Below are 25,220 nucleotides of genomic sequence, written 5' to 3'. Positions count from 1 at the left end.
TTTAAATTCCATTAAGACTCTCTGTGTTTATCAAGCCAAACCATCACCGCTTTTTGGGCATGTAAACGGTTTTCTGCTTCATCAAAAATTTCATCTGCGTGTGCTTCAAACACCGCTTCACTCACTTCATAATCACGATACGCTGGCAGGCAGTGTAAAAACATCGCATCTTTTTGCGCCAAAGCCATCATCGCTTCATCGACCATGTAGCCTTGAAAATCACTCACACGTTTAGCTTTTTCACTCTCCTGTCCCATAGAAACCCACGTATCAGTCGTCACCACGGTTGCTCCAGAAATTGCTTCTTTGGGGTCATTGCCAATCTTAATCACCGCACCGCTTTCTTTCGCAAATGCTAAGGCGTCGGCTAAAATACTCGCATCCACTTCATACCCCTTAGGCGTTGCAATGCGAAGCTCAAAACCTAATTTTGATGCCATCATGAGCCATGAATGGGTCATATTATTGCCATCGCCCACATACGCCACGATAGGGTTTTTATCTTTACCATACTCCACCATCGTCAGATAATCCGCCATCAGTTGCACAGGATGGTAGCTATCACTCAAACCACTAATCACAGGCACTTTCGAATACGCCGCAAACTCTTCAAGTGTGCTTTGCGCAAAGGTACGAATCATCACCATGTCCACCATACGGCTAATCACACGTGCGGTATCTTTCATCGGCTCACCCCGTCCTAGTTGCAAATCGTTCGAGGATAAAAAGAGTCCTTTCCCACCCAGTTGATGAATGCCCACCTCAAAACTCACCCGTGTACGAGTTGAGCTTTTTTCAAAAATCATTCCTAGCGTTTGATCTTTTAAATAAGGTTTGAGTTTACCTTTTTTTGTCTGCTTCTTAATTTTCAGTGCTAAGTCAATGATTTCTAAAATTTCTTCTTTACTAAAATCTTTCAGGGTTAAAAAATGTCTCATATTCAATATCTCCTTTTATTTGGGCAAAGCCCATATAAAATTCCTCGCACTAAAGCTTACGCCTTGCGTAGAATTTTTACTTTGTTCTCTTTAAAATTTCTGCTACTTCTTTAGCATGGTAACTGATGATAATATCTGCTCCCGCACGTTTAAACGCCAACATCGTTTCCATCATCACACGCTCATAATCAATCACGCCTGCCTTCCCAGCAGCTTTTAGCATCGCATATTCACCACTCACGTTGTAGACACACAAAGGAGTCGAGGTGGCATTGCGCACATCACGAATCACATCCAGATACGCAAGGGCTGGTTTCACCATCAAAATATCCGCCCCTTGCACCTCATCTTCAATAGACTCATTAATGGCTTCTCTACGATTGGCAGGATCCATTTGGTAGGTTTTTCGATCGCCAAAAGAGGGAGCTGATTCTGCCACATCACGAAACGGTCCATAATAGGCACTGGCAAATTTAGTGGAGTAGCTCATAATCGGTAAATTCACAAACCCCTCAACATCTAAGGCTTCACGCAAAACTTCAATCATACCATCCATCATGCCGCTTGGTGCTATCATATCCACTCCCGCATGGGCGTGGATGAGGGCTTGTTTGGCTAAAATCTCTAACGTCGCATCGTTATTGACACTCTCATGTTCCATATCTAAAATACCACAATGCCCATGGTCAGTGAATTCACAAAAACACAAATCGGTTACCACAAACATATTTGGATAAGCTTTCTTAATCGCACGCAGGGCAGAGGCAATAATGCCATGTTCACACAAAGCATCACTTCCGATACTATCCTTGACATCTGGGATTCCAAATAAAATAATTGAGTTAATGCCAAGGTCTTGAAGGCTGTGACACTCCTTTAAAATTTCATCCAAACTCATCTGATAAACCCCTGGCATAGAGCTTATCTCTTTTTTAATACCTTCCCCACTTTTGACAAACAAAGGATAGATAAAATCATCCATACTGAGGCTTGTTTCTCTCACCAATGAGCGAAGCGTTGCATTCATCCTGAGTCTTCTAAATCTTTTAAACATTCTTTTGCCTTATCTTCGTTAAAATGACGTTTTTGTGTTAAAAAATTACGATTTTACCATAAGTGGATATAAAAGAAAATGAAAATAGAAATTTCTGAGGTAGCAAACCTCCCATCACGTTTTGGAGCCTTTAAAATTCAATCTTTCAAAGAGGGAATTAAAGAGCATTTGGTTATTTTCAACGAGCCTTTAGATGAAGCGCCTTTGGTTCGCATTCACAGTGAGTGTCTTACAGGAGACACTATCGGAAGTCTTAAATGCGACTGTCGTGACCAACTTGAAGCCGCCCTTAAGATTATTGGCAAAGAGCGAGGCATGGTCATTTATCTTCGTCAAGAGGGTCGAAATATCGGTCTGTTAAATAAAGTCAACGCTTACGCACTGCAAGACAAAGGTTTCGATACCGTAGAAGCCAACCATCAATTAGGCTTTAAAGCTGATGAGCGTACCTATGAAGTTGTTGAGTTTATTTTGGCGCATTTTGGTATCTCTAAAATCAAACTTTTAACCAACAATCCTCTAAAGCTTAGCGGATTAAAAGGTGTTGAAATTGTTGAACGTGTGCCTATTATTATTGAGCCAAATCCTTTTAATGAACACTATTTGAAGACGAAAAAAGAGCAAATGGGACATCTACTTTAACACAAAGGAGTTGCCATGTTAAAAGAGTTTAAAAACTTTCTCATCAAGGGCAATGTCATTGATATGGCAGTGGGGTTTATTTTTGGTGCAGCGTTTGCAACGGTTGTGAAATCTTTGGTGAGTAATATCATTATGCCACCAGTAGGTCTACTGCTTGGCAATGTCGATTTTTCGTCTTTATTTATTGCTTTAGATGGAAAAGAGTATGTTTCCTTAGCCGATTTGGAAAAAGCGGGTGCTCCAGCGATTAAGTTAGGTGTTTTTTTTAACGATTTCACCTCTTTTATCATTCTAGGATTTGTCATGTTTATGATGATTAAGGGGTATGCAAAAATAGCCCCTAAAGAAGAGCCTTTGCCCACAACCAAAGTCTGCGCTGAATGTGCGATGAGCATTCCTTTGGGTGCTAAAAAATGCCCTCACTGTTTGAGTGAACAAGCCTAGAAATGCTTTACATGTAAAAGAGGAAGAGCCTTTCTTCCTCTTCTTCTTACAGACTTACGCTTTTAAATTGGCGTTGACAAAATCCCAATTCACTAAATGTTTGAGAAAAATATCAATATAATCTGCCCGTTTGTTTTGGTAATCCAAATAATACGCATGCTCCCAAACATCCACGGTTAAAAGTGCTTTTTGCTGATGCACCATTGGGGTATCAGCGTTACTCGTTTTAGTAATTTTTAGTTTTCCATTGTCTAAGACTAACCATGCCCAACCACTACCAAATTGGGTAAGCCCCGCATTTTTAAAGGCTTCGATAAAGGCTTCAAAACTACCAAAATCTTCTATTATTTTTGCAGCAACAGCACCACTTGGTACGCCACCGCCACCTTTTTTCATACAACTCCAGTAGAAGGTGTGATTCCAAACTTGCGCCGCATTGTTAAAAATACCTACTTTTTCAGGTACATTCGCTGAGGCAAAAATAATCGCTTCCAACGCTTCATCTGCCAAAGGTGTACTTTGAATCAAATTATTAAGATTGTTCACATACGTTTGATGGTGCTTTCCATGATGATAACCCAATGTATTCGCACTGATATAAGGCTCAAGGGCACTTGCTTCGTACGGAAGTGGTGGTAAAGTAATCGCCATAATCGTCTCCTTTAATAAATGATTGAACAGGTTTATTCTACTCCATCCCTAGTAAACAAAACCTAAATAGAATACTTTTTTTAATCTTATATCTTTAAGCTAATATTTTGACATAAGTCATAGCTTTTTGAACGTAATATTAAGTAGACTATTTGGAGTTTTAACGTCAAAGGAGCTTGAAAAATGCGTCGAACCATAAAATTTCAATTAGGTCTAGTGTGTTGTGTTGTGGTGCTTTTTGCGCTTGTTTTAGGATTTAAAACCCTTATGGAGGGCAGAGAAAAACTTCGAAATGTTGATGACCTTCAAGCCATGGTGACTCTCTCAAGTAGTATTAGTCTTTTGGTACATGAAAGCCAAAAAGAGAGAGGTGCAAGTGCTGGATTTATTGGTTCAAAAGGTCAAAAATTTAGTGATAAAGTTCCTCCACAGCGAAAACTCACCGATAAAGAGCATCAGCGCTACAAAACAGCTCTTCAATCCATTGCACTAGAGCGCTATCCTCAAACACTTAAAGACAAAATAGCGACGATTGAAAGTTTTTTGCAAAAACTGCCTTCCATTAGAAGTCGTGTGGATGCTCTTAGTATCAGCGTTGCAGAAGAGGTAGAGTATTACACTTTGCTCAATCAACATCTTTTGGATATTGTTGCATCCACTGCCGTTCTTTCTGGAGAACCAGAAATTGTCAAGCAACTCAGTGCGTATGCGAACTTTCTAAAATCCAAAGAGCGCTCAGGCATTGAGCGAGCTGTCCTCTCCAACACCTTTGCTGCCGATAAATTTGCCCCCAATATGTTCGTTAAACTGATTACGCTCATTTCAGAACAAACCTCTTATATTGATGCATTTTTCAGTACCGCTTCCCCTAAATCTATCGCGTTTTATAACCAAACGATGCAATCGCCTATCGTCCAAGAGGTTGAAAAAATGCGCAATGTCGCCATTGAAAAAGCAACCACGGGTAGTTTTGGAGTCGATGCGACCCATTGGTTTGATACGATTACAAAAAAAATAAATCTTCTTAAAGAGGTGGATGACGCCCTTGCAAATGAAAATTTAGAAACCCTCCAGTCCCTTGAGAAGGCGACAAAAAAACAGATGATGATTGAAAGTTCTGGATTGATTATTGTCACATTTTTGATTCTTGTTTTATTGTACACGACCATTAAAGATATTCTCCAAGCCATTACCCTCTCAGGGCAAAAGCTCTCACACGTCTCCTCCACGCTGGATTTAACCTATCCGCTTCTGCTCAAAAGTGATAACGAAATCTCCGATACGATGCAAGAAGCACAAAAACTGATTCATAATTTTAAAGACTCTATCGCCAAAGCGTTTGAGACATCCAACGATAGTGTAAAAGCGAGTAGCTCCCTTAGTGATGTTGCTTCCAACCTTGCCAACAACATTACCGAACAAAACAGATTTATTCATGGCATTCAAGAAGAGATGCGTCTTCTTCTTGAAAAAGAGCATGAAATGCAAAACATGTCTTTTAAAACTTTAGACGATTTAGAGCAAACCAAAGCGGTACTTGAAACTTTTGTCACGAGTATGAGTAGGGTTGTTGAAATGATTTCGATTGGCGCTCAAAAACAGCACGAATTAGGGAGTAAAGCCAACTCCCTTGCCCAACAAGCAACCGATATTAAAAATGTGTTGGCTATTATCGGGGATATTGCGGATCAAACCAATCTCTTAGCGCTCAATGCGGCGATTGAAGCGGCACGTGCGGGGGAACATGGACGTGGCTTTGCCGTGGTTGCCGATGAAGTGAGAAAACTAGCAGAACGTACCCAAACTTCTTTGAGCGATATTAGCACCACCACCAATGTGATTGTGCAAACCATTCATGAGGTAACAGGCGAAACGGAACATATTTCACAGTCATTTTACCAACTTTCCAAAGAGACCAACACGCTCATTGAACAGTCTCAACACACCTCTCAAACCCTAAGCAACACCATTCACATCTCCAATGAACAGAGTACAAAGCATACCGATGTCGAAAAAACTGTGGAACTCTTTATGAAACATATCAATGAAGTCACGACGTTATCGGAGAAAAACAACACGTTAGGTGAAACGGTTAAAGAGATTTCCGCTAATCTCTCTTCTAAAGCAGAAAGTGCCAATGTGGAACTTAAACGCTTTCGTATTGAATAGTCTCTTTTACATGTAAACCTCTCACACAGGTTTACATGTAATTAATCGCCCATTAATCGCCCTTTGGATACCATACGCATAAAATCTCCCAAAGGTTCATTTTATGGCTTCTTATACCCTTCCTGCACATTTTTGGGACGCAGCAGAACAGTTTGCAACCCTTTTGTTACAGTACAACCAAACCCACAATATCTCAGGGGCAAAAACCAAAGAAGCCGTCATGAAAAATATTGAGGATAGTATTTACCCCTTACAATTCTTACATGTAACAACGATGAAGCGAGGTATTGATGTTGGAACGGGGGCTGGGTTCCCAGGTTTACTCCTTGCCCTAGCCCTTCCACACATGCATTTTACCCTCTTTGAACCTATCGCTAAAAAAAGTGCTTTTTTACATCTCGCCAAATCCGCATTGGAGTTGTACAATGTTGATGTCTGTACTAACCGTGTTGAAAAAGCACCCTCTTTTGAAGCAGACCTAATTAGCTCACGCGCTGTGACCAATACAAAGGTGTTAATAAAATTGTGTCATAATTTTATCGCTCCTCATACCACGCTTCTTTTTTATAAAGGAGAATATGTAGAAGAGGAGATTAAAGGTTTATCGAATTGTCATGTTTATCAGCGTGACAAACGTTACTATCTCATTATGGAGCAGGTCAATGTTGCTTAAAATCGCTGTATTTATTGGTGTCCTTTTTCTTATTTATCTTTTTTTCTTTAAGGGCAAACGTCAAGAAGAAGTCAAACAAAATCAACCCAAAACGAAAGTATTGGAGGGAGAAACCATGGTAGAGTGCCATGCGTGTTCAACCTTTATCAGCTACGATGAAGCGATTATTAAAGATGGTCACTTCTTTTGTTCCAAAGAATGTGCAAGGTTGCCTTTATGATGTTATGGGGGCATAGTGCTATTGCGAGTGAGCCTTTTTATGCGATTCACGTCTATGAAGATATTGCAAAAACTGCTCCTAATAGCGTTATTTTATCAGCTTTTGACGTCACATTGGCACAAAAATGCCATGCCGAAAAGATTTGTTTTGCCTTACATGTAAAACAGATTAAAGAGCTTATTTTAGCAAACGCTTTGGGTGCTTCTTATTTTGTTGTGACAAAAGATATTGCACTCCATGCCCAAAAAATTGCAGACACCTATCTTTTTGATGGAAAAGTATTACTTTTAAGCAACGATGAAAATGATATTGAGTTTGCCGCATTGCATGGCATTGATGGGATTTTGTTTGAGAGCGGAATCCGCCACGTTTGATGCGCAAGGAAGAACTTATGAAAAAATCGTTTTATCTTTTTTTAGCTTTTGGTATCACGTTGGTGTATCTGCTCTTCAATGCATATACACTCACCGTTCGTTACAACACCTCTTTTTTAGAAGAACTTCTCTTTCAAACACCCCATTCACTCTTTTTGCACACACTTTTTATCGCCTCTTTTTTATTTTTCACAACCCTTCTGCCTCTTTTTTTCAAAGAAAAAAAGCCCCCTGTTGACTTAGAAGAAGTAAGAACTCTGGAAACACTTTCCAATACTCTCTTTTCTTCTCTTGCTCTTAAGTTCAATATTATCAAAGCGCAAGAGAAACTAGAAGCCCTTTTACATCTTGAAGGTAGCTTACTTTTTATCTATGAAAAAGAGAGCTTTTCTCTTTACAATGAAAATGCCTTTATTAAAACGATGTTTCGCTCCAAAGATATTTTTCCTTTTCGTACCAACTATGAAAGAAGCCCTGTCGAAGAGATTGCGATACGCTGTTTTATTGATAAAAGTAGTTTTACACAAGAGCATATCAAAGTCGATAAAAAAACAATAACTCTGTTTACTTTTCTACTTAAAACAGAAGAAGAGGGGCGCATTCTTGGAAGTTTAATGCTTGCGACCAGCGATCCTGCGTTGATTGAAGCACATCTTCTTTTGATTCAAAAATACCTTTTAATGCTCACCTTTGCTCTCTCCCTAGCTTTTAAAAAAGAGCAACTCCAAAAACTCGATGAACAATACAGTAACGAGAATGGAAGTTTTGATAAACTACTTAATGTCTTTAATTATGAAAAATTAGATGAACATCTCTTCTATGAGTTTAAACGTCATAAACGCTATCACACGGAACTCACACTGATGCTGGTTGAAATCAATATGCTGGAAAATTTAAGTAAGGTTTTTCCCACAGAGACCGTTACCACATTTAAAAAAGAGTTCGTTCAACTCATTCACAAATATATCCGAGAAGTTGACATCTTTGGAAAATGGACACAAAATCGTTTTGCGATTATTATTCCTGATAGTGATTTTAGAGCAGCTGTTGGACTCGCAAAGAAGTTACAAGGCATCCTAGAGACAACCAAATTTGCTAAAATCGGCACGATTTCATGCAGTTATGGCATTACCTCACTCGCCCCCAAAGATACCCTTGGAAGCCTCAAATCACGTGCTGAAAATGCGTTAGTTAGAGCAACGATTCATCAAGGAAATGCGATTGAGGTGAAACTCCAACATGGGGTTTCAAACGACGATACGCTTGAGTGAGGGTGAAAGTTTGGTGGGAATTTCATAACAAATCGTTTGAAACCGCTCCGCCAAAGCCGTAGCATTTTCAAACATGCAGACCTTTGGCGCATCGCCCTCTAAACAAAAACTATCCATAGACATACGTCCCTTACTCAAACGCCCATCTGCCATCGCAAGAGACGCTATCCCATCAAAACGGAAGAACCCATCTCCATAACCAATGTCATAGGTAGAGATTAACTCATCGCACGGGGCTTCATACACGCCACCATATCCCACACGCTCCCCTCTTTTCAAAATACGTGTACTAAGTTTCTCCGCCCAAAGGGCTAAAACAGGCTTGAGCTCGTACGCTTTAAAAGAGGGATGTAACGTGTTGTATCCATACATTGCAATTCCCACACGTGCATAAGCGTCATCCCCTAAACTGTTGGTACGCAGTAGCCCAGCAGAGTTGCATGAATGAAAAGCAACTTCGGGTAAATGATGTGCTAAAACAAACGCTTTGATACGTTGTTTAGCCCTCTCAAACAAAGAGCGTTGCCAAAAAAATGCGGTACTTAACTCATCAGCACTTCTAAAATGGGTAAAAACACCCTTAAACACCAAACGTTTTTTTAGAATCAATGCCATTGCTCTGTCGATTTCATGCTCTTTAATCCCATTGCGATGCATACCTGTATCTATACTCAAATGAATAGAGCTCCCCTCACGGAGTGCTTCAAGCATTTCACACGAGTGCGCAGCAAAGGAGAGGTTTGGTGCTAAAGGCTCTAAAGGAACCTGATCAACCAAAATCAGCACTTCCTCAAAAAGATCAGCAATCACCCCCGCTTCTTCCACATTTTTAACGGCGGCTTTTTTAATACCAAATTCACAACACAACTGTGCCATTTCTCTAAGCCCATGACCATAAGCATTGTCTTTTAAAACCGCCATCACTCTCTCTTTCCCACCCGCTTTCGTGCTCAAAAGCGCTAAGTTATGAAAAAGATTCGCCTTGTTCAGTGTAATAAAAGCCATATTACGCCTTTAACCCAAATTTTCCTACTAAGAAACCACGAATTTTACGGGCTTGATAATCTAATTTATAAAAATGCTCATACACACTTTTAGCATCCAGCATAGGATCTGTTGAAAAATCAAAATTCAACCCTTTCTCATCTTTAGGAATCTTTACATCCAAATAAGCTAAAAAAGCATCACGTGTCTCTATCAGTTTTTCTAACTCTTGTTCAAGCATCTCTTTTTCATCGACCATCATGACCCCTTACTTTTCAGCCAAAATCATCATTTTTTTACCCACAAGTTCTACATACAACTCTTTTTCGCCTTTAGAAGCGAACGAAGGACTTTTATACGTTTGATAATAGGAAATCTTAAATACTTTACGATTATCCAATGTTGGATAAGGCGCAATATTCATATGCTCAAATGTAATCGTCTTCTTTTCTTTGCGTGAAAAAATCTGCTTTTTCATCGCTGCAAACTGCTCTTTGCGTGAACCATCGACCTTTTTAAAATCGTTAGAGTAGTAATTTAGGTACATATTTATATCATTGACTTTCCATGCACGTTGCCATTTATAAACTTCACTTAAGAGTGTCGCTACCACTTCTTTGCTCATTGGAGGGACTTTATTCTCTCCAATAATTGTCATGGTTTTATTTGCATTAATTTCAGTATCGAGAACTTGGATGGCATCATTTTCCATGACCACACACCCTTTACTCAAATCTTCTCTATCTTTGCCATCCAAAGGCATCCCATGAATCCAAATGCCACTCCCATTTTTTCCACGCAAAACATCAAACAAATTTGGATAGGAGAGCGAAAACGCTAAAGGTCCATAAAAAGGGTCACTTGGCTTAAAGCGCTTGGTAATTTCATACACACCCACAGGCGTTTTCAAATCCCCTCGTTTAATCTTATCTCCATTTTTACCCATAATGACATCATGCCCTTTAATGAGCTCTAAACCTTCATCTTCACTGTTGCGATACACTTCACAGCGTTTTCTCTCTTTTTCACATACAATCAAAGAATCTAAATCTTCATAATAACCATACGCAACATCCATGCCTCGAATCTGTTTGAGCCAGAAATCTTTAGAGATGAGCTCTTTTTCAGTTGGATTTTTAGCTTTGACTACTTTTACTTTTGGCTCTTTTTTGATCACTTTTGGTTCAACAGGTGTTTTACTCACCACAGGCTTTTGAAAGGTTTTTACCTCTTTGGATTCAAACTCTTGTTTTAAAAAATCCTCTACCGCATCAATACCTTTTGTTTTATAAATACGATAAATATCCTCAGCGGTTGCCGCATACAAGGCGAGTGCACATAACGACAAAAAGACCAAATAACGCATATATCCCTCTTCTACTCTCAATTTTTAAGGAAGTATTTTATACAAAAATCCCTTAATAGCTCCCTTTGTTAAAAACCGTCATGCAAAAATAGCAATTTAATAAAAATTTAAAGCTTTGATGTTAAACTCAGAGACTTTTTTCAAAGGAAATCTATGCTTACTCCACGCTTTTTTAAATGGCTCATTATTGAAATTCTTGTCATTGGTTCCATTGGAGCTTATCTTTTTATTGACTCGCATGATGTCTATCGTTGGTGGGTAGGCGATACCCATTTTGTACATGCGGATCCAACGTGTGATTTACATGTAAAACGCTGCGAGGTTCTTTTAAAAGATGGAACACCTCTTACACTCGATATTGAACCTAAAAGCATTCCATTAATGCAACCGCTTCGCTTTAGAGTCACTTCTACGATTGATCTACCCGCTATCGAACTTAAGATTTTTGCAACCAATATGAATATGGGCTTTCATGCCTTTAGTCTTCAAAAAAAGGCTGAAGGGGTTTATGAAGGAGAAGGTGTTTTGCCCACATGTGTTGTGGGAAATATGATTTGGCAAAGCAATGTCATTCTCAACCAACCGCATCAAAGTCAAGGAGCAATTTTTACTTTCCAGACGGATAAATAACACCCTAGAGCGCTTGAAAAAAAGGAGTGTTACCATCTGTAATTTTTTCATGCCACTTTGCACTTTCATCTTCCATAAAAAGAGAGCTCATACTTTTTTCGTTATACTGTCCATTTTATGATTACGAAAAGGAGCCCTCATGTCTATTAGTCAAAAAGGCGATGCGCTTACATTCGATGAAAACCTTTTTATCGTCTCTAAAACAGACCTTAAAGGTAGAATTACGTATGCTAATGATTTTTTTATAGAAATTTCTGGCTATAAAGAAAAAGAGTTACTTGGTTCTCCTCATAATATTTTACGCCATCCTGATATGCCAAAAGCTATTTTTAAACTTTTGTGGGAACGGATACAAGCGGGAAAAGAGGTCTTTGCCTACGTAAAAAATCGTACCAAACAAAACAAATACTACTGGGTTCATGCCTATATTACACCCATGACTGATACAAAAACCAATACAATTATCGGTTACCACTCGGTTAGACGCTCTCCTAGTTCAAAAGGACTAAGCGTCATAGAGCCTCTGTATGACAAAATGATGAAAGCTGAAAAAGAGAGTGGCGTACAAGCCTCACTCGCACTCTTAGACACCACCCTATCTCAGTTAAAGGTTAGCTATGATGCCTTCATACTCTCGCATGAATAGATCCTCTCTCGCAAAAGTTCAAGACGCCAATATTCTCTCATTAGTTGCCTTCTCTTTTGCCTTTGTATTAGAAGTCTCTTTTAATGGCTTTCACTGGATTCAAGTGATTAATTTGACCAATTTTGCGTTAGCATGGTTTATGTTTATCAATATTCGTAAAGTGCAAAAAACGATTCACGCACTCGCAGACATTGTCAAAGAGAGTGAGCATGGTCATTTGCATGGACGCATTGTCAATGTCAATGATGGCGGAGAGCTTAAAATGCTCTGCTCAAACATGAACTCCCTATTGGATAATTTTGAATTGGTCACCAAAGAGATTAAATCTACGATTCTCTCAGCCTCGCATGAAGATTTTAGCCGTAAAATTCTCCCAAAAGGGATGCACGGAGAGTTTAAAGAACAAGTAGAAATGGTCAATCAAGCCGTCTATGCGATGAAACAAACGCATGATTTTATTGCGAGAAATACGCTCAATGCGGAATTAGCGCAAATTAGCAGTGAATCCAATGACTTTACCACCGTACAATCCAACTTAACTACCATTGTGGAGCGTTTAAAAGAGATTGCCAAAGATGGGGAGATTTACGCAGAAGAGACCAAAGGAAGTTACCATAACTTACGTGATACGATTACTAAAATCACCTCTTTAATTGAGTTTGTCAATCAAAATGAACAAAGTATTGGTATTTTGGTACAACGTACACGAGACATCAGCGCTGTGGTCGATATGATTAACGATATTGCCGATAAAACGAACCTTTTAGCCCTCAATGCCGCCATTGAAGCAGCCCGTGCGGGTGAGCATGGTCGTGGCTTTGCCGTCGTGGCAGATGAAGTACGAAAACTGGCAGAAACCACACAAAAAGCCACCGCAGAGATTGCAATTTCCATTAAAATGCTCCAGCAAGAGACTTCAGGACTTGAGAGCAATGCAAACTCTATGAAACAAAATGCTGATGAATCAACCAAAACACTTGATAAATTAAGCACAACCTTTAACAGTTTGATTGAACACTCAGACATTACATCTTACAACATTACCACCATTCAACAAACGATTTTCATCACCTTAGCCAAAATGAATCACGCAATCTTTAAATCTAACGCTTACAGTGCAGTGTATGTCAACGATAAAGAGACACAATTCCAAACCCATGAACGCTGTAGCTTAGGGGAATGGTACGAAAAAGATGGCGAAAAAATCTTTGGAAATACACAAAGTTTCAAAGCCCTTTATATCCCGCACAAACATTTCCATGAACGTGTTTTAGAGATTCTTGGACTGATTCGAACCACTTCATCCAATCTTTTAGAAGAAAAAGAGCGTATTATTGAGGCGTTTCATGAGGTTGAAAAAGAGAGCAGATCCCTCTTTGTAACCCTAGATGCGATGATAGAAGAAAAAAGTATCGCTTCATGACCTATAAACGAGCGTGCCTATTCATACTCTAGGCACGCTCTCATTTGAGCTTAAACTCTTAGAACTTATAATTTGCTCTAAAACGTAACTCGTTGCTACTTCCTGTTGAAGCATCTTTGTCTTTGGTTTCGTATTGAACTTCAACACCAAATCCTTTAAGTGCGCCATCAAATGCGTAATTGGCATAAACGTCAATCACATCATAATCACTGTTAGCTGCTTTTAGATTAATATCGGAGTAACGTGCACCAATTTTTGCACCCTTAACCACTTCATAATTGGCATCAATCGCATACCCTTTACTTCCTGCTGTGTAATCACCACTATGAATCACATTGGCGGTGTAAATTGGATCTGCACCACCTACATCTGCACTCACACTGGCATCATTGTCATCATCCACCTCAGCATATGCCGCATACATATTAAACGCACCTACACCAAAACTAGCTTTTACACCATAAAAGCTACCATCATCTTCACCTGATTCATCATAATCTGTAATCAGGTATTGACCTGCTAGACCATAACGAAAATCATTTATCTTAGCCGCATACGCAAGTTCTGTATAATATACATCGGCTACATCAACCACTTGTGCCCACTGACCTGTGATGGTAAGCCCTGGAATTGATTTATTAATCGCAAGAAAGGTATACGCACCATCATCGTTAAATTTTTCAAAATCCGCTACATCTGATTTTTGAGCGTCCGTATCAGAGGATGTTCTGTTTTGCCATTTACTGATGTAACCTGCTGCTAAGGTGGTATCAGGAAGGTTTGTGTTCGTGATTAACGCTCCTTCAAAGGATTGTTTGATCATACGAGAACTACTCCCTTTGATAAGCGGTGTATCGATAAATTGACGACCCACTTTTGCGGTTGTTTTATCAATGGTGTATTGAACATACATCTCAGAAAGAACAGCGCCTGAACCATACATGTCGTTATAAAACAATGCTTTTGCATCATCATCTGCAAACGGAGCATAGTTAGATTGGAAAGTTGCGCCCATTTTAAAACCATAAAACGAATCAGTCACATAGTTTAAAATAACGCCCATATTAATAATATCAGCATCACCTTTTTTTCTATCCCAAGCACCACCCGCAGCAGCAGGTGCATCGGTATCTCTATCAAAATACCACGCTCTTAATTCACCTTTTACTTTACCGTTTTTAAAGGCATCCGCTAAGCTATCTGCTGCGAATGAATGGGAAGCAAGTCCTGCAACTACAATGGCCGCCAAGCTAAGTTTAGCTAATTTCATCTCTTCTCTCCTGAAAATTTGTTTTGAAGGCGAGGAGAGTTTAACAAAAAGCCTCAAAGCATGACAATACGTTTTATCAGTAAAAATTAAGAATACACCCTTTTTGTAACCGCTTCGTAATGCCTCTGTAATCATTGTGCATCAACCGCTCTTTTATTACTTTTTTGTAACTTTTTTTTAGAACCTTCTACGCAAACTCGCTATCCCTTCAAGCCTTGAGATGCTTTTAACACCCTTTATCATATTGCCAATAAATCAACCAAAACACTCAACCCTAAAAACTTTTACATGTAACCATCTTTACATGTAAAGATGGTTACGCACTCGCCACGCTGGGTAATTTAATGGTAAAAATAGCCCCCAAAGGAGTGTTTTTAACATTAATGACCCCACCCATATTGTTCTCAATAATCATCTTCGTCATATAAAGCCCAATACCCGTTCCTTGTTTGGCATACTTAGTCGTAAAATAAGGCTCAAAAATTCTATCCACATACTCTTCTGCGATGCCTCCACCATTATCCTCAATCACAATCAGTGTGTATTTGTACCCTTTTTTCAGCTCCAATCGAATAAAAGGATTACTGATTTCACGCTCACTCAGGACATCTTTGGCATTGGAGAGAATATTTAAAAGCGCTTGAGCAAACTCATTAGGATAGCCTAAAACCTCAACCTTCGCTGAAATATCAAAACAAAGTTCTATACCATGATAATTCAAGGACGCTTTGAGCATCGAAATAGCTTTTTGACACGCCTCTGATATTTCAAAGACCTCTTTATCTTTAGAGGGTTTGAAAAAGTTTTGAAAATCACTGATGGTACTTGACATATACGCGTTGAGCTTATTGCACTGCTGGATACTGTTTAAAAGGGTCGCATCATCCAAATCATGAAACGAATGTTTAACTTGAAGATTAATCAAAATAGCACTCAACTCTCCTAGGGGTTGTCTCCATTGGTGGGCGATGTTGCCTATCATTTCACCCATACTCGCCAGTTTACTCTGCTGAATGAGTAATTTTTCTTGTTCGGTTCGCTTTAAAATTTCTTCATTGATTTTTGACTCTAAATTGTCAATCATGGTATTAATAACATCTTTAAGACGCTGTAATTTATCTGCTTGAGGAAAAGAGTGCAGCCTTGAGGAGAGAATCCCCTGTTGCAAATCATTAACAACACTAATGGCATCCTCAATAAACTCATTGTCTTGCTGAATATCCGATGTCGCTTTTGAGATACTTTGATTGAGCAGTTTGGACATTGTTTCTAACTCATCTTTGCTTGAAAGTGCAATGGGTTTGGGTTCACTTTGTCTGGTTTGCAAATACGCAAAGAACTCTTGCAATCCCTCTTGAAGGCGATGAATGGATGAGACGATATGCCCTGAGAGAGAATACCCCGCAATAAACACCAATGTTGCTAGTAAAATCACCAAAACGGCTAATTCATACTTCAGTGCTTGAGAGCGACTTTGAATATCTTCAAAATTGGATTCCATATACTGTACGGCAGTGTGCTGTAAAATTTTAAGTTGCTTCAGCAAAGCATAGTAACGTTCTCTCTCCACAGACGTCACATAAACAAATGCCCCCTCTTCAAAGGAAGATGCCACATACGCACATGTCTTCTCAACGCTTTTAAGATAGGCTTGCCAAATAGCATAACTCTTCTCATCCAATGCCTTAAACCGCTCCTCTAATCTCTGGCGTTGCTCCAAAATCTCAACTTCAATGCTCTTTCGATAATCCTCATTAGGAGAAAGCACCAAAGAAAGACTTTTTTCATGAAGCACATTTAAAGGCTCTATATAATTTTCTTGCAAATGCTGTGTACTTTTTGCATTGTCAAAAATCATAGCCGCATTGCGGATATTCTCTTTGGAAAGCGCAAAAGAACGCTCTGCTAAGATGAGCATTCCAATAAAGGAAAAACTGAATAAAAAGAGCAATTTGTATTTGATGGGAATATTTTTCATGGAATCCTCTTGGGCAAGATAGGCGCTTGAAGGTTTTCAGGATAGGGAGCTTCTCCTCGTATCGACCAATGTTCAGGGGTAATATTTGCCTTCCAAAAAGGCTGCATTCCAATCCCTAAAGGCTCAAAAATCAACTCTTTATTCATCGCAAAGACTGCGTTAGGAATAGGAACAAAAAGCATGTAAGCTTCTCCTTTTGCTCGTTTTTGAATACGTTCATACAAAGAAATAAACGCTTCACTTCCCTGTTCTGCCTCAAAAAACGCTTCAATGCACTGACGCATCAACGTATCACCTTTCACAAAACTCCAGGGATTGTTTTCGTGATAGCGAATAAAAATAGGCCACGGATGCCTACCGTAATAATCCTGTGTTCCTTGCACCAGCATATCCCACGATTGAACTTGGGTATGATTTTTTTGCATCACATTGTAAATCTCTTTTTCACTCGTTGTCGTTTTGTACCGCAACCGAACCCCGTATGAAGAGAGCTGATACTCAATGCCCTTCCATAAAAAAAGCAGAGCGTCTTGTGTGGCTACTTCAAATTCAATATCGTTCAAAAGTGCATAAATCGCCTCTTGGCTTAGAGGACATTCATAAGGCTTCATGGCGTTGGGATTAAGCTGTCCCTCTTTTTTGTAGGTAAAATTGAGAAGATTTTGTTGATTGAGCGCACAATTAAGGGCTTGACGCACCTCTTTACGGGCAATGGGCGCATTGCTCTTTTTTAAATTAAAATAGATTGTAAAATTGTGACTTGAGGGCATGGAGATGAGTTTTGCATAAGGGGAGAGCATGGTTTCTACTTTTTTATTAAAAGGAATCTGCATAAAATCCAACCCCCCATCTTTAAAAAGCGCCAAATCCAACGCCTCTTGCATACTCAGTTCTGTAAACAGGGTTATCGTCTCAATCTTAGGCAATCCCTCTTCCCAATAATAAGGATTCGCCTTGAGGATAACTTTGGGAGTCTGTTTTCTCCCCGTAACCATGCCCTCTACTAAAAGATAAGGACCTAATCCATAAGGTCCTGCACTTTGGATATTCGCTCCCGTATCCCCTCCAGCCCAGCCATATTGGCGTAAATAAGCTTCTGAATAGAAATAAATACGTGCCAAATCACGAAAAAGCATCCCATAGGGTTTATGCAAATGGATGCGAACTTTCAAATCAGAAATTTTTTCAACCCGTTTTAGTGTTTTATCAATATGGGTATAGTTAAAAGGCTGTTTGAGGAAATACTCAAAATTGTGAATCACCGAATCGGCGTTAAAAGGCGTACCATCTTGAAAACGCACATGAGGACGTAACTCAAACTCATACAAAAGAGGGGAGAGTTTTTTGCTTGAAATCGCCAATGCATACTCCCATCCTTGTTCATTTTCAGCCAATCGTACCAGACTTTCATTGACCAAACGGGAGACATAATTGTATGGCATAGAGGGGAAAAAAACTTTGATGTGTGAGCGAGGGTCTTTTACATGTAAAGCTCTTTGCGCCCGATTATCTTCTTGATACTCATTGGCATGCAAAGCCATCCCTAAAAAATAAATCACCAAAACAATCAGTTTTTTAAAACACAAGGCTATACCCCATTTGAGAATGGTTTTTCAAGGCTAAACCCTCAAGTTTTTTACGCAAAGTTTTGACTAACGTACGAAGAGCCGCAATACTCATAAACTCCTCTTTCCATACACGTATCTCAATCTCTTCGTAACTTACAATGAGTCCTTTTTTACCGATGAGAAGCAGTAAAAAATCAGCCTCTTTTTGCGTTAACTCTATCTTTTCACCTTCTTTGGGCATTGCCAGACGATTTTTAAAATCAAAGCGATACTCCGCATACTCCACATACAAAGGTTTATCCGCTTCTATCTCTTCAACACACACTTTTAAAGCACTAAGCAATTCATCTAACGCAACTGGTTTAATAAGATATTTTTCAATCTTAAGATCAATAGCACTGAGCAAATACTCTTTATCGGTATGCGCCGTAATCATAATAATAGGAATTTTTTTATCGTTATGACGAATCTCTTTTGCCATCTCTAAGCCATCTTTTCGGGGCATTCGCAAATCGGTTAAAATAATATCAGGATGGTGTTCATAGTAGCAATCCAGAGCTTCTTCGCCATTTTTAACCTCAAACACCTCTTTGAAATAGTACCCCAAAGAGTTTGCCATCGGTTTGCGAATCCCCTCTTCATCTTCTGCGTACAGAAGCCTCAAATCTTTCAATTTTTCAAGCCAAATATCCACACATTGCTCCTTGAAAAAGTTTACATGTAAAGATTGTAACGAAAGTTTTCTTCTCTAAGATTAAACAAAAAAAGGGAAATTTACCCCTCTTTAGGAGGCGTAAATTTCTTAGTGCTGATAATTTTGCAGGTATTTTTCAATACTGTAACGCTCCGCACTTGAAAGTCCCGCTTGCGGACTCATTGCTTCTAAAATGCTCGGCCAAACATTGGCATCAAACTCACCCTCAGGATGCAGGGCATGACAGGTCCCACACTTGGCTTGAAACGCTGCCTTACCCTCTTCTAAAATAGACGCTTTTGTCTCTTTGAGGGCTTTTGTTTTCACAAATCCTTTTACCGATACATTCAGCCATATGCTCTCATACTCATCTTTTTTTTGCCCTATGACTTTATAGGTTGAAGGTGTGGGTGCTTCAAAACCCACCATTAACATCCCTATTTTTTCATAAGCTTTTGTGCTTCCCTCAGGCATAAATCCGACAAACTCAACTTCAGTAAACTCTCCTTTTTGAGAGAGCACATTCACTTGGGAAGCAACGATCAGCTCCCCTAGAGCTGATCCGTCACTCGCCGTTGCGAACAAAGGCACATTTTGAGCAACAAAGGCACTTTGTGCGCATACCAACGTTGCTACGATACACAAGGGTGCTATTGCTTTGAATGGTTTCATTAGGCGCCCTTTATCTTTGGTGCTTTAAAAATGCTAATGGCAGGTACTTCGCCCTTGAATTTTTCAATTTCCACCAACGCTGTTGCTTGATTACCTTGCGCAAGTTCTGACGTTCCCACATCAGGAATTAATACATTGACATCACCGTGCACACACAATGTACCAACCTTTCCTGCTTCTTTTGGGTCATACCATGCGCCCTCTTGCATTCTCACCGCCCCTTCCATAATGGCTTCTGTCACTACGGCTCCTGCTAAAACCTGTCCACGTTTATTAAAGACCCTAACGACATCCCCATTTTTAATGCCTCTTTTTTTCGCATCATTAGGGTGCATCCAAATCGGCTCACGACCATTGACCTCTTCAAGGTGGCGAAGCCATGTATTATTGAGCTGAGAGTGTAGACGGTATTTGGGATGGGGAGAAACCAGACTTAAAGGAAATTCTTTAGCCACCTTACTTCCTGCCCACTCCATAGGTTCAAACCACATAGGATGACCTTTACACTCTTTGTAGTTATACCCTGCTATTTTTTTGGAGAAAATCTCGATTTTTCCCGAAGGCGTACCTAAACGATTGACCACAGGATTTGCTCTGAATTTTTCATGTTTAATAAACTTCTTAGCACTCTCAGGTGTCTCAAAATAAACATACCCTTTCTCCCAAAACGCATCAAATGTTGGCATTTTAACACCTGATTTAGCCGCTTTATCAAACGAGGCTTGGTAAAAAGATTTGATCCATTCCATTTTACTTTTTCCCTCAGTAAAGGCTAAAACTTGCTCTGCGGTAAAACGTCTTAAAATATTGACAAAAATATCAAAATCATCCATCGCCTCTCCTGCTGGAGCCACGGCTTGTTTCATCGCAAAAATGTATTCATTCGTGTGCGCTTTGGTAATATCATTGCGTTCTTGCTCTGTCGTTGCCGGAAGAATAATATCTGCCATTCTTGCACTCGCCGTCCAGAAATTATCTTGAACCACAAAGGTCTCTAGTTTTTGCCATGCTTTTATCATGCGGTTTCTGTCTTGATGGTGATGAAATGGATTTCCACCCGCCCAATACGCCATTTTTAATTCAGGCCATTTTTTGGTATGCCCATCAAAGTTATACTCTTTTCCTGCGTTTTCTAAACACTCAACAATGCGAGATACAGGGATAATTTCCATTTTCGCTTTATCCCAAGGTCCTTTAATTTTAGACTTGATACTAATACCTGAAAGTCCTGGAGATGCACTCGCAAAATCTTTAGCATCCGCATCAGCTTTTGTCAAAGGATTACCCGTTGCGGCCGCAGGCATAGGAACGCCATTTGAAGAGTAGTGATAATTACAACCGTACCCTCCTCCTGGAAGTCCAATTTGACCTAACATACTTGCAAGCGTAATAAGCATCCAGTTAGGTTGTTCACCATGATGTGCCCGTTGGGTTGACCATCCACCCATGAGCATCGTACGTTTAGAAACACACTCTTTTGCAAGCATTTTAATCACTTCTACAGGCACACCACAAATAGAGGCTGCCCACTCTGGTGTTTTTGCCACCATATCTTCACTCTCACCTAAAAGGTATTGTTTAAACTGATCAAAACCTATGGTATATTTTTTAATAAAATCTGCGTTATACAGTTTTTCTTTATAGAGGTAATGCGCCATTCCTAGCATCATCGCCACATCTGTTGTAGGGCGAATTTGAATATGCTCCGCACCGAAATACATGCCTGTGTTGTTGTACACAGGATCAATCACATAAAATTTAACCCCTCGTTTTTTACCTTCTTCTTTCAACTCTTTAAGGTATTTATAAACGCCATGTGTTGGGACACCCCATGCAATTTGATTGGTATTAATAGGATCACATCCCCAAAAAACGATACATTCAGAATGTTCAATCAAAACAGGATAAACCGTAGGTTGAGCGCTGGATTCATCTGTTCCTCCAACATAAGGCGTAATTTGGCGAATTGCATGGGTTGAATACGTACATGTACGCCCTGTATATCCTCCTGTAATGCCTAACATTCTGTTCAAAAGTGCTTGTGGATTGTTAAGACTTCCTACACAAAACCATCCATAACTTCCACCATAAATCGCCGTTGGACCATAAGTAGTGTTCACCCTCTTGATTTCATTGGCAACCAAATCAAAAGCAGTCTCCCACGAAACACGCACAAACGTATCATTGCCTCGCTTACTTTTATCACTTTTATAGCCATGTTTAAGATAATCCTCACGCACACAAGGATATAAAATACGATCTTCTGCATAGGTCCGTGCGGCTAAGCCCTCTACTAATGTCACAGGGTGAGCATCACCCTCAAAGGGTGTCGCACTCTCAAAACGTGAGTTTCTCGTGTGCGTAACAACGGCACCAAAGTGAGAAGCACTAAATCCTTTTTCATGATCATTAAGCAGGGAATCTCCCACCAAAGGAATAGCTTCCGCTTGTATCGTTGCAACAACTGCACCTGCGGTTGCTCCACTTGCCTTCAAAAAGGATCTTCGATCCATTTTCTTTGTCATTGTTGACTCCTTATTGTAAATAGTTTTACTCTGTTATAAACAAAAACTGAGATAAAAATTAAATTAAAAGTATAATTTTTATCTTTTATGAATGAAGCTTAACGAAAAAAAATGAGGAATTAATGAGGTAAAAAGATGACGTGTGGATTTTATAAAAAAGATTTACATGTAAGTTTAAAATGAAACGTGGTGTCCCCAGCGCGATTCGAACGCACGACCTCAGAATTAGGAATTCTGTGCTCTATCCTGCTGAGCTATGAGGACATTGAAGAGATTTTAAATGGCGGGAATTATACCAAAAATAGACTTAGGAAACCTAAAAGAAGAAGGCTTAAAGTGTACCAAAGATACACTTTAAGCAAGAGTCTTTGTTGACTAAAATGCTGGAACGATAGCACCTTTGTATTTTTCAGTGATAAATTTCTTCACTTCATCGGATTGAACCGCTTTAAGCAGTGCTTTGGTTTTGTCGCTGTTCTCATTGCCCGCTTTGACAACCAAAATATTGGCGTACGGAGAATTCGCAGACTCAAGCGCTAGCGCATCCGTGCTAGGATTAAGCCCTGCGGGAAGTGCGTAGTTGGTGTTAATAACCGCAAGGGTAAAATCTTCAATCACACGGGGAAGTTGTGCTGCTTCAAGCTCTGTAAAGGTAAGATTTTTTGGATTTTCAACAATGTCAAGCTTTGTTTTGAATTCAACATCTTTGAGTTTAATCAATCCAGCACTGGCTAAAACATCTAAAGCACGTCCCCCATTGCTTGGGTCATTGGGAATCGCGACGCTATCACCATCTTTAAGCTCAGAGAGTGATTTAATTTTTTTAGAATAGATACCAATGGGTTCAATATGAATATTACCAACGCTCACAAGCTTTGTGCCTTGATTTTTATTAAACTCAACAAGGTACGGTGTGTGTTGAAAGAAATTTGCATCAATTTCACCAGTGTCTGTGACTTTATTGGGAATAACATAATCATTAAACACTTTAATCTCAAGCGTATACCCTTCTTTGGCTAAAAGAGGTTTTACGATTTCCAATATCTCAGAATGTGGCACGGGAGTCGCACCTACAATAATTGTTTTTGCACTTTTATCTTCTTTTGCAACTGCTTTTTCTTCAACTTTTTTATCGCCACTGCAACCACTGAATGTCAATAATGCTCCTACTAAAATCACGCCTAAATGTTTATACATCTGTACTCCTTAAAATAACTAAATGTTTAGTAAATCTCTTTACTTACTAAACATTTATAAAATCGTAACCTCTTTCGCATTAAAAGAGACTGAATTGTGTATGCTATTTAAAAATCAATGCTTTACTATTTTATAGAGAAAATCCCCTAGACTTTGAAATATCTGAACCAATACAATCAGAATAAAAACCGTCCAAAAGATATACGTACCATCAAAACGATAATAGCCATAATTCATCGCCACCGCACCAAGACCGCCTCCGCCAACGGTTCCTGCCATGGCTGAAAAACCAATAATGATAATTAACGAGAGTGTAATGGCAGAAATAATACTAGGAAATGCCTCAGGCAATAAAACCCTAAAAATAATTTGCACCTTGCTGGTACCAAAAGACTTTGCCGCTTCAATGACACTTCTGTCCACCTCTTTAAAAGCCCCTTCAATCATTCGTGCAATAAAAGGCGCTGTTCCAATGGTAAGCGGAACAATCATGGCAAAGGTTCCAGTATGCTTCCCTACCAAAAATTTTGTCACAGGGAAGAGGACAATAATCAAGATAATAAAAGGGAAGGATCGTAGCATATTGATTGCGACATCTAAAATTTTATAGGTATAACGATGCGGAGATATCCCATTTTTATCTGTAACAATGAGAACAATAGCCAACGCAAACCCAATCAGTGTAGCAAGAAGGGTTGAAACAAGACTCATCGTAAGTGTCTCAATCACAGCATCTATCAAAACCTGTTTCATACTGATTGATTTTTCATAAAAATTGAGGATAGATTGTTCCATATTAAAGTACCTCCCAGATCACTTCAGTTTTCTCTTGTAAATAGGCAGTAATTGAAGTTGCATTTTGTTCATCGATATTAATAACCAGTGAGCCAACCACATGGTCATTGAGTTTTTCAAGTTTTCCCCACACAATGTTAAAATTAAGGTTAAGTTCTCTTGCCATCTTTGTTACAATAGGCTGATACGAGACATTGCTTGGGAAAAAGAGCCTTATATTGACCCCTTCTTGCGGGAGTTCTTCATCCTCACCTAAAAACCGCATCATCTTTTCATCGGGTCTCAAAAAGAGTTCCTCAATACGCCCAAGTCCAATCACTTTGCCATCTTCTAAAAGTAGCGCACGCGATGCAACTCGTTTAACAACATCCATTTCATGCGTAACAATGATGATGGTAACGCCCAGTTTAATGTTGATCTCTTGTAAAAGCTCTAAAATGGATTTAGTGGTATTAGGATCAAGTGCTGATGTTGCTTCATCACTGAGAAGAATTTTGGGATTTAAAGTTAATGCTCTTGCAATCGCAACACGCTGTTTTTGTCCACCACTGAGCTCTTTAGGGTAAACACATTTTTTGGCTTCTAGCCCTACAAGTTTCAAAAGTTCATCGACTCTTCCTTGAATCTTCTCTTTACTATATCCCCAGACTTTCATTGGAAGTGCGATATTGTCATACACATTTTTTTGATTGAGTAAAGAGAAGTTTTGAAAAATCATACCAATCTGACTGCGTAATGCTCCAAGACCACTTTCGTTTAAGTGTTTAACTTCTTGCCCCAATACATTCACGCTACCCTCACTAAAACCTTCCAATCCATTAATGCAACGAAGTAGTGTTGATTTTCCAGCACCGCTGTGCCCAACAATAGCAAATATTTCACCTGTGTTTACATGTAAAGTGATGTCATCTAAAACTTTTTGATCGTTAAAGTATTTACTGAGGTGTTTTATATCTATCACATTTTAACCTTTACAAAAAGTAGTCTAATCCAAAACGCGAGATTATAGCGATTTATTGTTAATCGTTGTGAGTCA

25 protein-coding genes and 1 tRNA gene are annotated in these 25,220 nt (G+C 39.3%); 10 read left to right on the top strand and 16 right to left on the bottom strand.

Features of this window, described 5'->3' with window-relative positions; translation table 11 throughout:
* Positions 1–11: 11 nt before the first annotated feature.
* Positions 12–938 (bottom strand): ornithine carbamoyltransferase, encoded by a 927-nt coding sequence (gene argF / locus SDEL_RS01975; RefSeq protein WP_012856185.1) that lies wholly within the window; start codon positions 936–938, stop codon positions 12–14.
* 76 nt (positions 939–1,014) lie between these two features.
* The gene (gene hemB / locus SDEL_RS01970; protein ID WP_012856184.1) at positions 1,015–1,992 is read right to left on the bottom strand and encodes a porphobilinogen synthase; all 978 of its coding nucleotides are present in this window, start codon (positions 1,990–1,992) and stop codon (positions 1,015–1,017) included.
* A gap of 78 nt (positions 1,993–2,070) precedes the next feature.
* Here hemB and ribA point away from each other — a divergent pair, with 78 nt between their 5' ends.
* Positions 2,071–2,634: a GTP cyclohydrolase II gene (gene ribA, locus SDEL_RS01965; RefSeq protein WP_012856183.1), complete on the top strand. Its 564-nt coding sequence runs from the start codon at positions 2,071–2,073 to the stop codon at positions 2,632–2,634.
* Between the two features lie 15 nt (positions 2,635–2,649).
* Positions 2,650–3,078, top strand: coding sequence for a large conductance mechanosensitive channel protein MscL (gene mscL, locus SDEL_RS01960; RefSeq protein ID WP_012856182.1), 429 nt, complete (start codon positions 2,650–2,652; stop codon positions 3,076–3,078).
* Positions 3,079–3,132: 54 nt separating this feature from the next.
* Here mscL and SDEL_RS01955 read toward each other — a convergent pair whose 3' ends face one another.
* Positions 3,133–3,729: a superoxide dismutase gene (locus SDEL_RS01955; RefSeq protein ID WP_012856181.1), complete on the bottom strand. Its 597-nt coding sequence runs from the start codon at positions 3,727–3,729 to the stop codon at positions 3,133–3,135.
* Between the two features lie 183 nt (positions 3,730–3,912).
* On the opposite strand from SDEL_RS01955, the gene SDEL_RS01950 reads away from it, so the two are divergent.
* The 5 genes from SDEL_RS01950 (at position 3,913) to SDEL_RS01930 (ending at position 8,436) form a co-directional block, all read left to right on the top strand.
* A complete protein-coding gene (locus tag SDEL_RS01950; protein WP_012856180.1) occupies positions 3,913–5,898 on the top strand; it encodes a methyl-accepting chemotaxis protein in 1,986 nt (661 codons plus the stop codon).
* A gap of 103 nt (positions 5,899–6,001) precedes the next feature.
* Entirely contained in the window at positions 6,002–6,571 is a 570-nt protein-coding gene (rsmG, locus tag SDEL_RS01945) for a 16S rRNA (guanine(527)-N(7))-methyltransferase RsmG (protein WP_012856179.1), read from the top strand.
* Entirely contained in the window at positions 6,561–6,791 is a 231-nt protein-coding gene (locus SDEL_RS01940; RefSeq protein WP_012856178.1) for a PP0621 family protein, read from the top strand. Before rsmG ends, SDEL_RS01940 begins: the two co-directional genes overlap by 11 nt.
* Positions 6,788–7,165 carry a hypothetical protein gene (locus SDEL_RS01935; protein ID WP_012856177.1) on the top strand — a complete coding sequence of 126 codons (378 nt, stop codon included), beginning with the start codon at positions 6,788–6,790 and terminating at the stop codon, positions 7,163–7,165. The genes SDEL_RS01940 and SDEL_RS01935 overlap by 4 nt, the downstream gene beginning before the upstream one ends.
* Positions 7,166–7,182: 17 nt before the next feature.
* Positions 7,183–8,436, top strand: a complete 1,254-nt coding sequence (locus tag SDEL_RS01930; protein WP_012856176.1) for a GGDEF domain-containing protein — start codon at positions 7,183–7,185, stop codon at positions 8,434–8,436.
* On the opposite strand, the gene SDEL_RS01925 is transcribed toward SDEL_RS01930, so the two are convergent.
* Genes SDEL_RS01925 through SDEL_RS01915 form a run of 3 tightly spaced genes read right to left on the bottom strand, consistent with a single transcriptional unit; the run spans position 8,413 to position 10,786 of the window.
* Positions 8,413–9,441, bottom strand: a complete 1,029-nt coding sequence (locus SDEL_RS01925; protein ID WP_012856175.1) for an alanine racemase — start codon at positions 9,439–9,441, stop codon at positions 8,413–8,415. The two genes, SDEL_RS01930 and SDEL_RS01925, sit on opposite strands and share 24 nt — an antisense overlap.
* A 1-nt stretch (position 9,442) precedes the next feature.
* Positions 9,443–9,679: a hypothetical protein gene (locus SDEL_RS01920; RefSeq protein WP_012856174.1), complete on the bottom strand. Its 237-nt coding sequence runs from the start codon at positions 9,677–9,679 to the stop codon at positions 9,443–9,445.
* Positions 9,680–9,688: 9 nt separating this feature from the next.
* Entirely contained in the window at positions 9,689–10,786 is a 1,098-nt protein-coding gene (locus SDEL_RS01915) for a L,D-transpeptidase family protein (protein WP_012856173.1), read from the bottom strand.
* A 153-nt stretch (positions 10,787–10,939) separates the two neighbouring features.
* On the opposite strand from SDEL_RS01915, the gene SDEL_RS01910 reads away from it, so the two are divergent.
* From SDEL_RS01910 to SDEL_RS12350, 3 genes are all read left to right on the top strand, one after another.
* A complete protein-coding gene (locus tag SDEL_RS01910) occupies positions 10,940–11,416 on the top strand; it encodes a hypothetical protein (RefSeq protein WP_012856172.1) in 477 nt (158 codons plus the stop codon).
* A 139-nt stretch (positions 11,417–11,555) separates the two neighbouring features.
* Positions 11,556–12,062, top strand: a complete 507-nt coding sequence (locus SDEL_RS01905) for a PAS domain-containing protein (RefSeq protein WP_012856171.1) — start codon at positions 11,556–11,558, stop codon at positions 12,060–12,062.
* The gene (locus SDEL_RS12350; protein ID WP_012856170.1) at positions 12,034–13,485 is read left to right on the top strand and encodes a methyl-accepting chemotaxis protein; all 1,452 of its coding nucleotides are present in this window, start codon (positions 12,034–12,036) and stop codon (positions 13,483–13,485) included. The genes SDEL_RS01905 and SDEL_RS12350 overlap by 29 nt, the downstream gene beginning before the upstream one ends.
* 58 nt (positions 13,486–13,543) lie before the next feature.
* On the opposite strand, the gene SDEL_RS01895 is transcribed toward SDEL_RS12350, so the two are convergent.
* The 10 genes from SDEL_RS01895 to SDEL_RS01850 form a co-directional block, all read right to left on the bottom strand.
* Positions 13,544–14,755: an OprD family outer membrane porin gene (locus tag SDEL_RS01895; protein WP_012856169.1), complete on the bottom strand. Its 1,212-nt coding sequence runs from the start codon at positions 14,753–14,755 to the stop codon at positions 13,544–13,546.
* Between the two features lie 316 nt (positions 14,756–15,071).
* A complete protein-coding gene (locus SDEL_RS01890; protein ID WP_012856168.1) occupies positions 15,072–16,733 on the bottom strand; it encodes a sensor histidine kinase in 1,662 nt (553 codons plus the stop codon).
* Positions 16,730–18,319 (bottom strand): ABC transporter substrate-binding protein, encoded by a 1,590-nt coding sequence (locus SDEL_RS01885; protein WP_012856167.1) that lies wholly within the window; start codon positions 18,317–18,319, stop codon positions 16,730–16,732. The genes SDEL_RS01890 and SDEL_RS01885 overlap by 4 nt, the downstream gene beginning before the upstream one ends.
* Positions 18,309–18,995: a response regulator transcription factor gene (locus SDEL_RS01880; protein WP_012856166.1), complete on the bottom strand. Its 687-nt coding sequence runs from the start codon at positions 18,993–18,995 to the stop codon at positions 18,309–18,311. Before SDEL_RS01880 ends, SDEL_RS01885 begins: the two co-directional genes overlap by 11 nt.
* A 108-nt stretch (positions 18,996–19,103) precedes the next feature.
* A complete protein-coding gene (locus SDEL_RS01875) occupies positions 19,104–19,667 on the bottom strand; it encodes a cytochrome C heme-binding periplasmic protein (RefSeq protein ID WP_012856165.1) in 564 nt (187 codons plus the stop codon).
* The gene (torA, locus tag SDEL_RS01870) at positions 19,667–22,192 is read right to left on the bottom strand and encodes a trimethylamine-N-oxide reductase TorA (protein ID WP_012856164.1); all 2,526 of its coding nucleotides are present in this window, start codon (positions 22,190–22,192) and stop codon (positions 19,667–19,669) included. The genes SDEL_RS01875 and torA overlap by 1 nt, the downstream gene beginning before the upstream one ends.
* Positions 22,193–22,379: 187 nt before the next feature.
* Positions 22,380–22,456: transfer RNA gene (locus SDEL_RS01865), tRNA-Arg, on the bottom strand.
* A gap of 111 nt (positions 22,457–22,567) precedes the next feature.
* Complete coding sequence (locus SDEL_RS01860) at positions 22,568–23,389, bottom strand: MetQ/NlpA family ABC transporter substrate-binding protein (protein ID WP_012856163.1); 822 nt, start codon at positions 23,387–23,389, stop codon at positions 22,568–22,570.
* 114 nt (positions 23,390–23,503) lie between these two features.
* Positions 23,504–24,184, bottom strand: coding sequence for a methionine ABC transporter permease (locus SDEL_RS01855; protein ID WP_012856162.1), 681 nt, complete (start codon positions 24,182–24,184; stop codon positions 23,504–23,506).
* Between the two features lies 1 nt (position 24,185).
* Positions 24,186–25,145: a methionine ABC transporter ATP-binding protein gene (locus SDEL_RS01850; protein WP_012856161.1), complete on the bottom strand. Its 960-nt coding sequence runs from the start codon at positions 25,143–25,145 to the stop codon at positions 24,186–24,188.
* Positions 25,146–25,220 lie beyond the last annotated feature (75 nt).

The sequence above is a fragment of the Sulfurospirillum deleyianum DSM 6946 genome (genome assembly GCF_000024885.1).
In the GTDB taxonomy this organism is placed as follows: Bacteria; Campylobacterota; Campylobacteria; order Campylobacterales; family Sulfurospirillaceae; genus Sulfurospirillum; species Sulfurospirillum deleyianum.
The sequence above is the reverse complement of the archived record's forward strand: the minus strand, read 5'-3'. Positions and strand labels throughout refer to the sequence as shown.

Coding starts and splice junctions, on each gene's coding strand:
- SDEL_RS01895 (WP_012856169.1), bottom strand. CDS start 14,755: ATGAAATTAGCTAAACTTAGCTTGGCGGCCATTGTAGTTGCAGGACTT.
- SDEL_RS01930 (WP_012856176.1), top strand. CDS start 7,183: ATGAAAAAATCGTTTTATCTTTTTTTAGCTTTTGGTATCACGTTGGTG.
- SDEL_RS01915 (WP_012856173.1), bottom strand. CDS start 10,786: ATGCGTTATTTGGTCTTTTTGTCGTTATGTGCACTCGCCTTGTATGCG.
- SDEL_RS01950 (WP_012856180.1), top strand. CDS start 3,913: ATGCGTCGAACCATAAAATTTCAATTAGGTCTAGTGTGTTGTGTTGTG.
- SDEL_RS01925 (WP_012856175.1), bottom strand. CDS start 9,441: ATGGCTTTTATTACACTGAACAAGGCGAATCTTTTTCATAACTTAGCG.
- SDEL_RS01935 (WP_012856177.1), top strand. CDS start 6,788: ATGATGTTATGGGGGCATAGTGCTATTGCGAGTGAGCCTTTTTATGCG.
- SDEL_RS01875 (WP_012856165.1), bottom strand. CDS start 19,667: ATGAAACCATTCAAAGCAATAGCACCCTTGTGTATCGTAGCAACGTTG.
- SDEL_RS01905 (WP_012856171.1), top strand. CDS start 11,556: ATGTCTATTAGTCAAAAAGGCGATGCGCTTACATTCGATGAAAACCTT.
- SDEL_RS12350 (WP_012856170.1), top strand. CDS start 12,034: ATGATGCCTTCATACTCTCGCATGAATAGATCCTCTCTCGCAAAAGTT.
- SDEL_RS01910 (WP_012856172.1), top strand. CDS start 10,940: ATGCTTACTCCACGCTTTTTTAAATGGCTCATTATTGAAATTCTTGTC.
- SDEL_RS01855 (WP_012856162.1), bottom strand. CDS start 24,184: ATGGAACAATCTATCCTCAATTTTTATGAAAAATCAATCAGTATGAAA.
- hemB (WP_012856184.1), bottom strand. CDS start 1,992: ATGTTTAAAAGATTTAGAAGACTCAGGATGAATGCAACGCTTCGCTCA.
- SDEL_RS01860 (WP_012856163.1), bottom strand. CDS start 23,389: ATGTATAAACATTTAGGCGTGATTTTAGTAGGAGCATTATTGACATTC.
- torA (WP_012856164.1), bottom strand. CDS start 22,192: ATGACAAAGAAAATGGATCGAAGATCCTTTTTGAAGGCAAGTGGAGCA.
- mscL (WP_012856182.1), top strand. CDS start 2,650: ATGTTAAAAGAGTTTAAAAACTTTCTCATCAAGGGCAATGTCATTGAT.
- rsmG (WP_012856179.1), top strand. CDS start 6,002: ATGGCTTCTTATACCCTTCCTGCACATTTTTGGGACGCAGCAGAACAG.
- SDEL_RS01940 (WP_012856178.1), top strand. CDS start 6,561: ATGTTGCTTAAAATCGCTGTATTTATTGGTGTCCTTTTTCTTATTTAT.
- SDEL_RS01920 (WP_012856174.1), bottom strand. CDS start 9,679: ATGGTCGATGAAAAAGAGATGCTTGAACAAGAGTTAGAAAAACTGATA.
- SDEL_RS01890 (WP_012856168.1), bottom strand. CDS start 16,733: ATGAAAAATATTCCCATCAAATACAAATTGCTCTTTTTATTCAGTTTT.
- argF (WP_012856185.1), bottom strand. CDS start 938: ATGAGACATTTTTTAACCCTGAAAGATTTTAGTAAAGAAGAAATTTTA.
- ribA (WP_012856183.1), top strand. CDS start 2,071: ATGAAAATAGAAATTTCTGAGGTAGCAAACCTCCCATCACGTTTTGGA.
- SDEL_RS01955 (WP_012856181.1), bottom strand. CDS start 3,729: ATGGCGATTACTTTACCACCACTTCCGTACGAAGCAAGTGCCCTTGAG.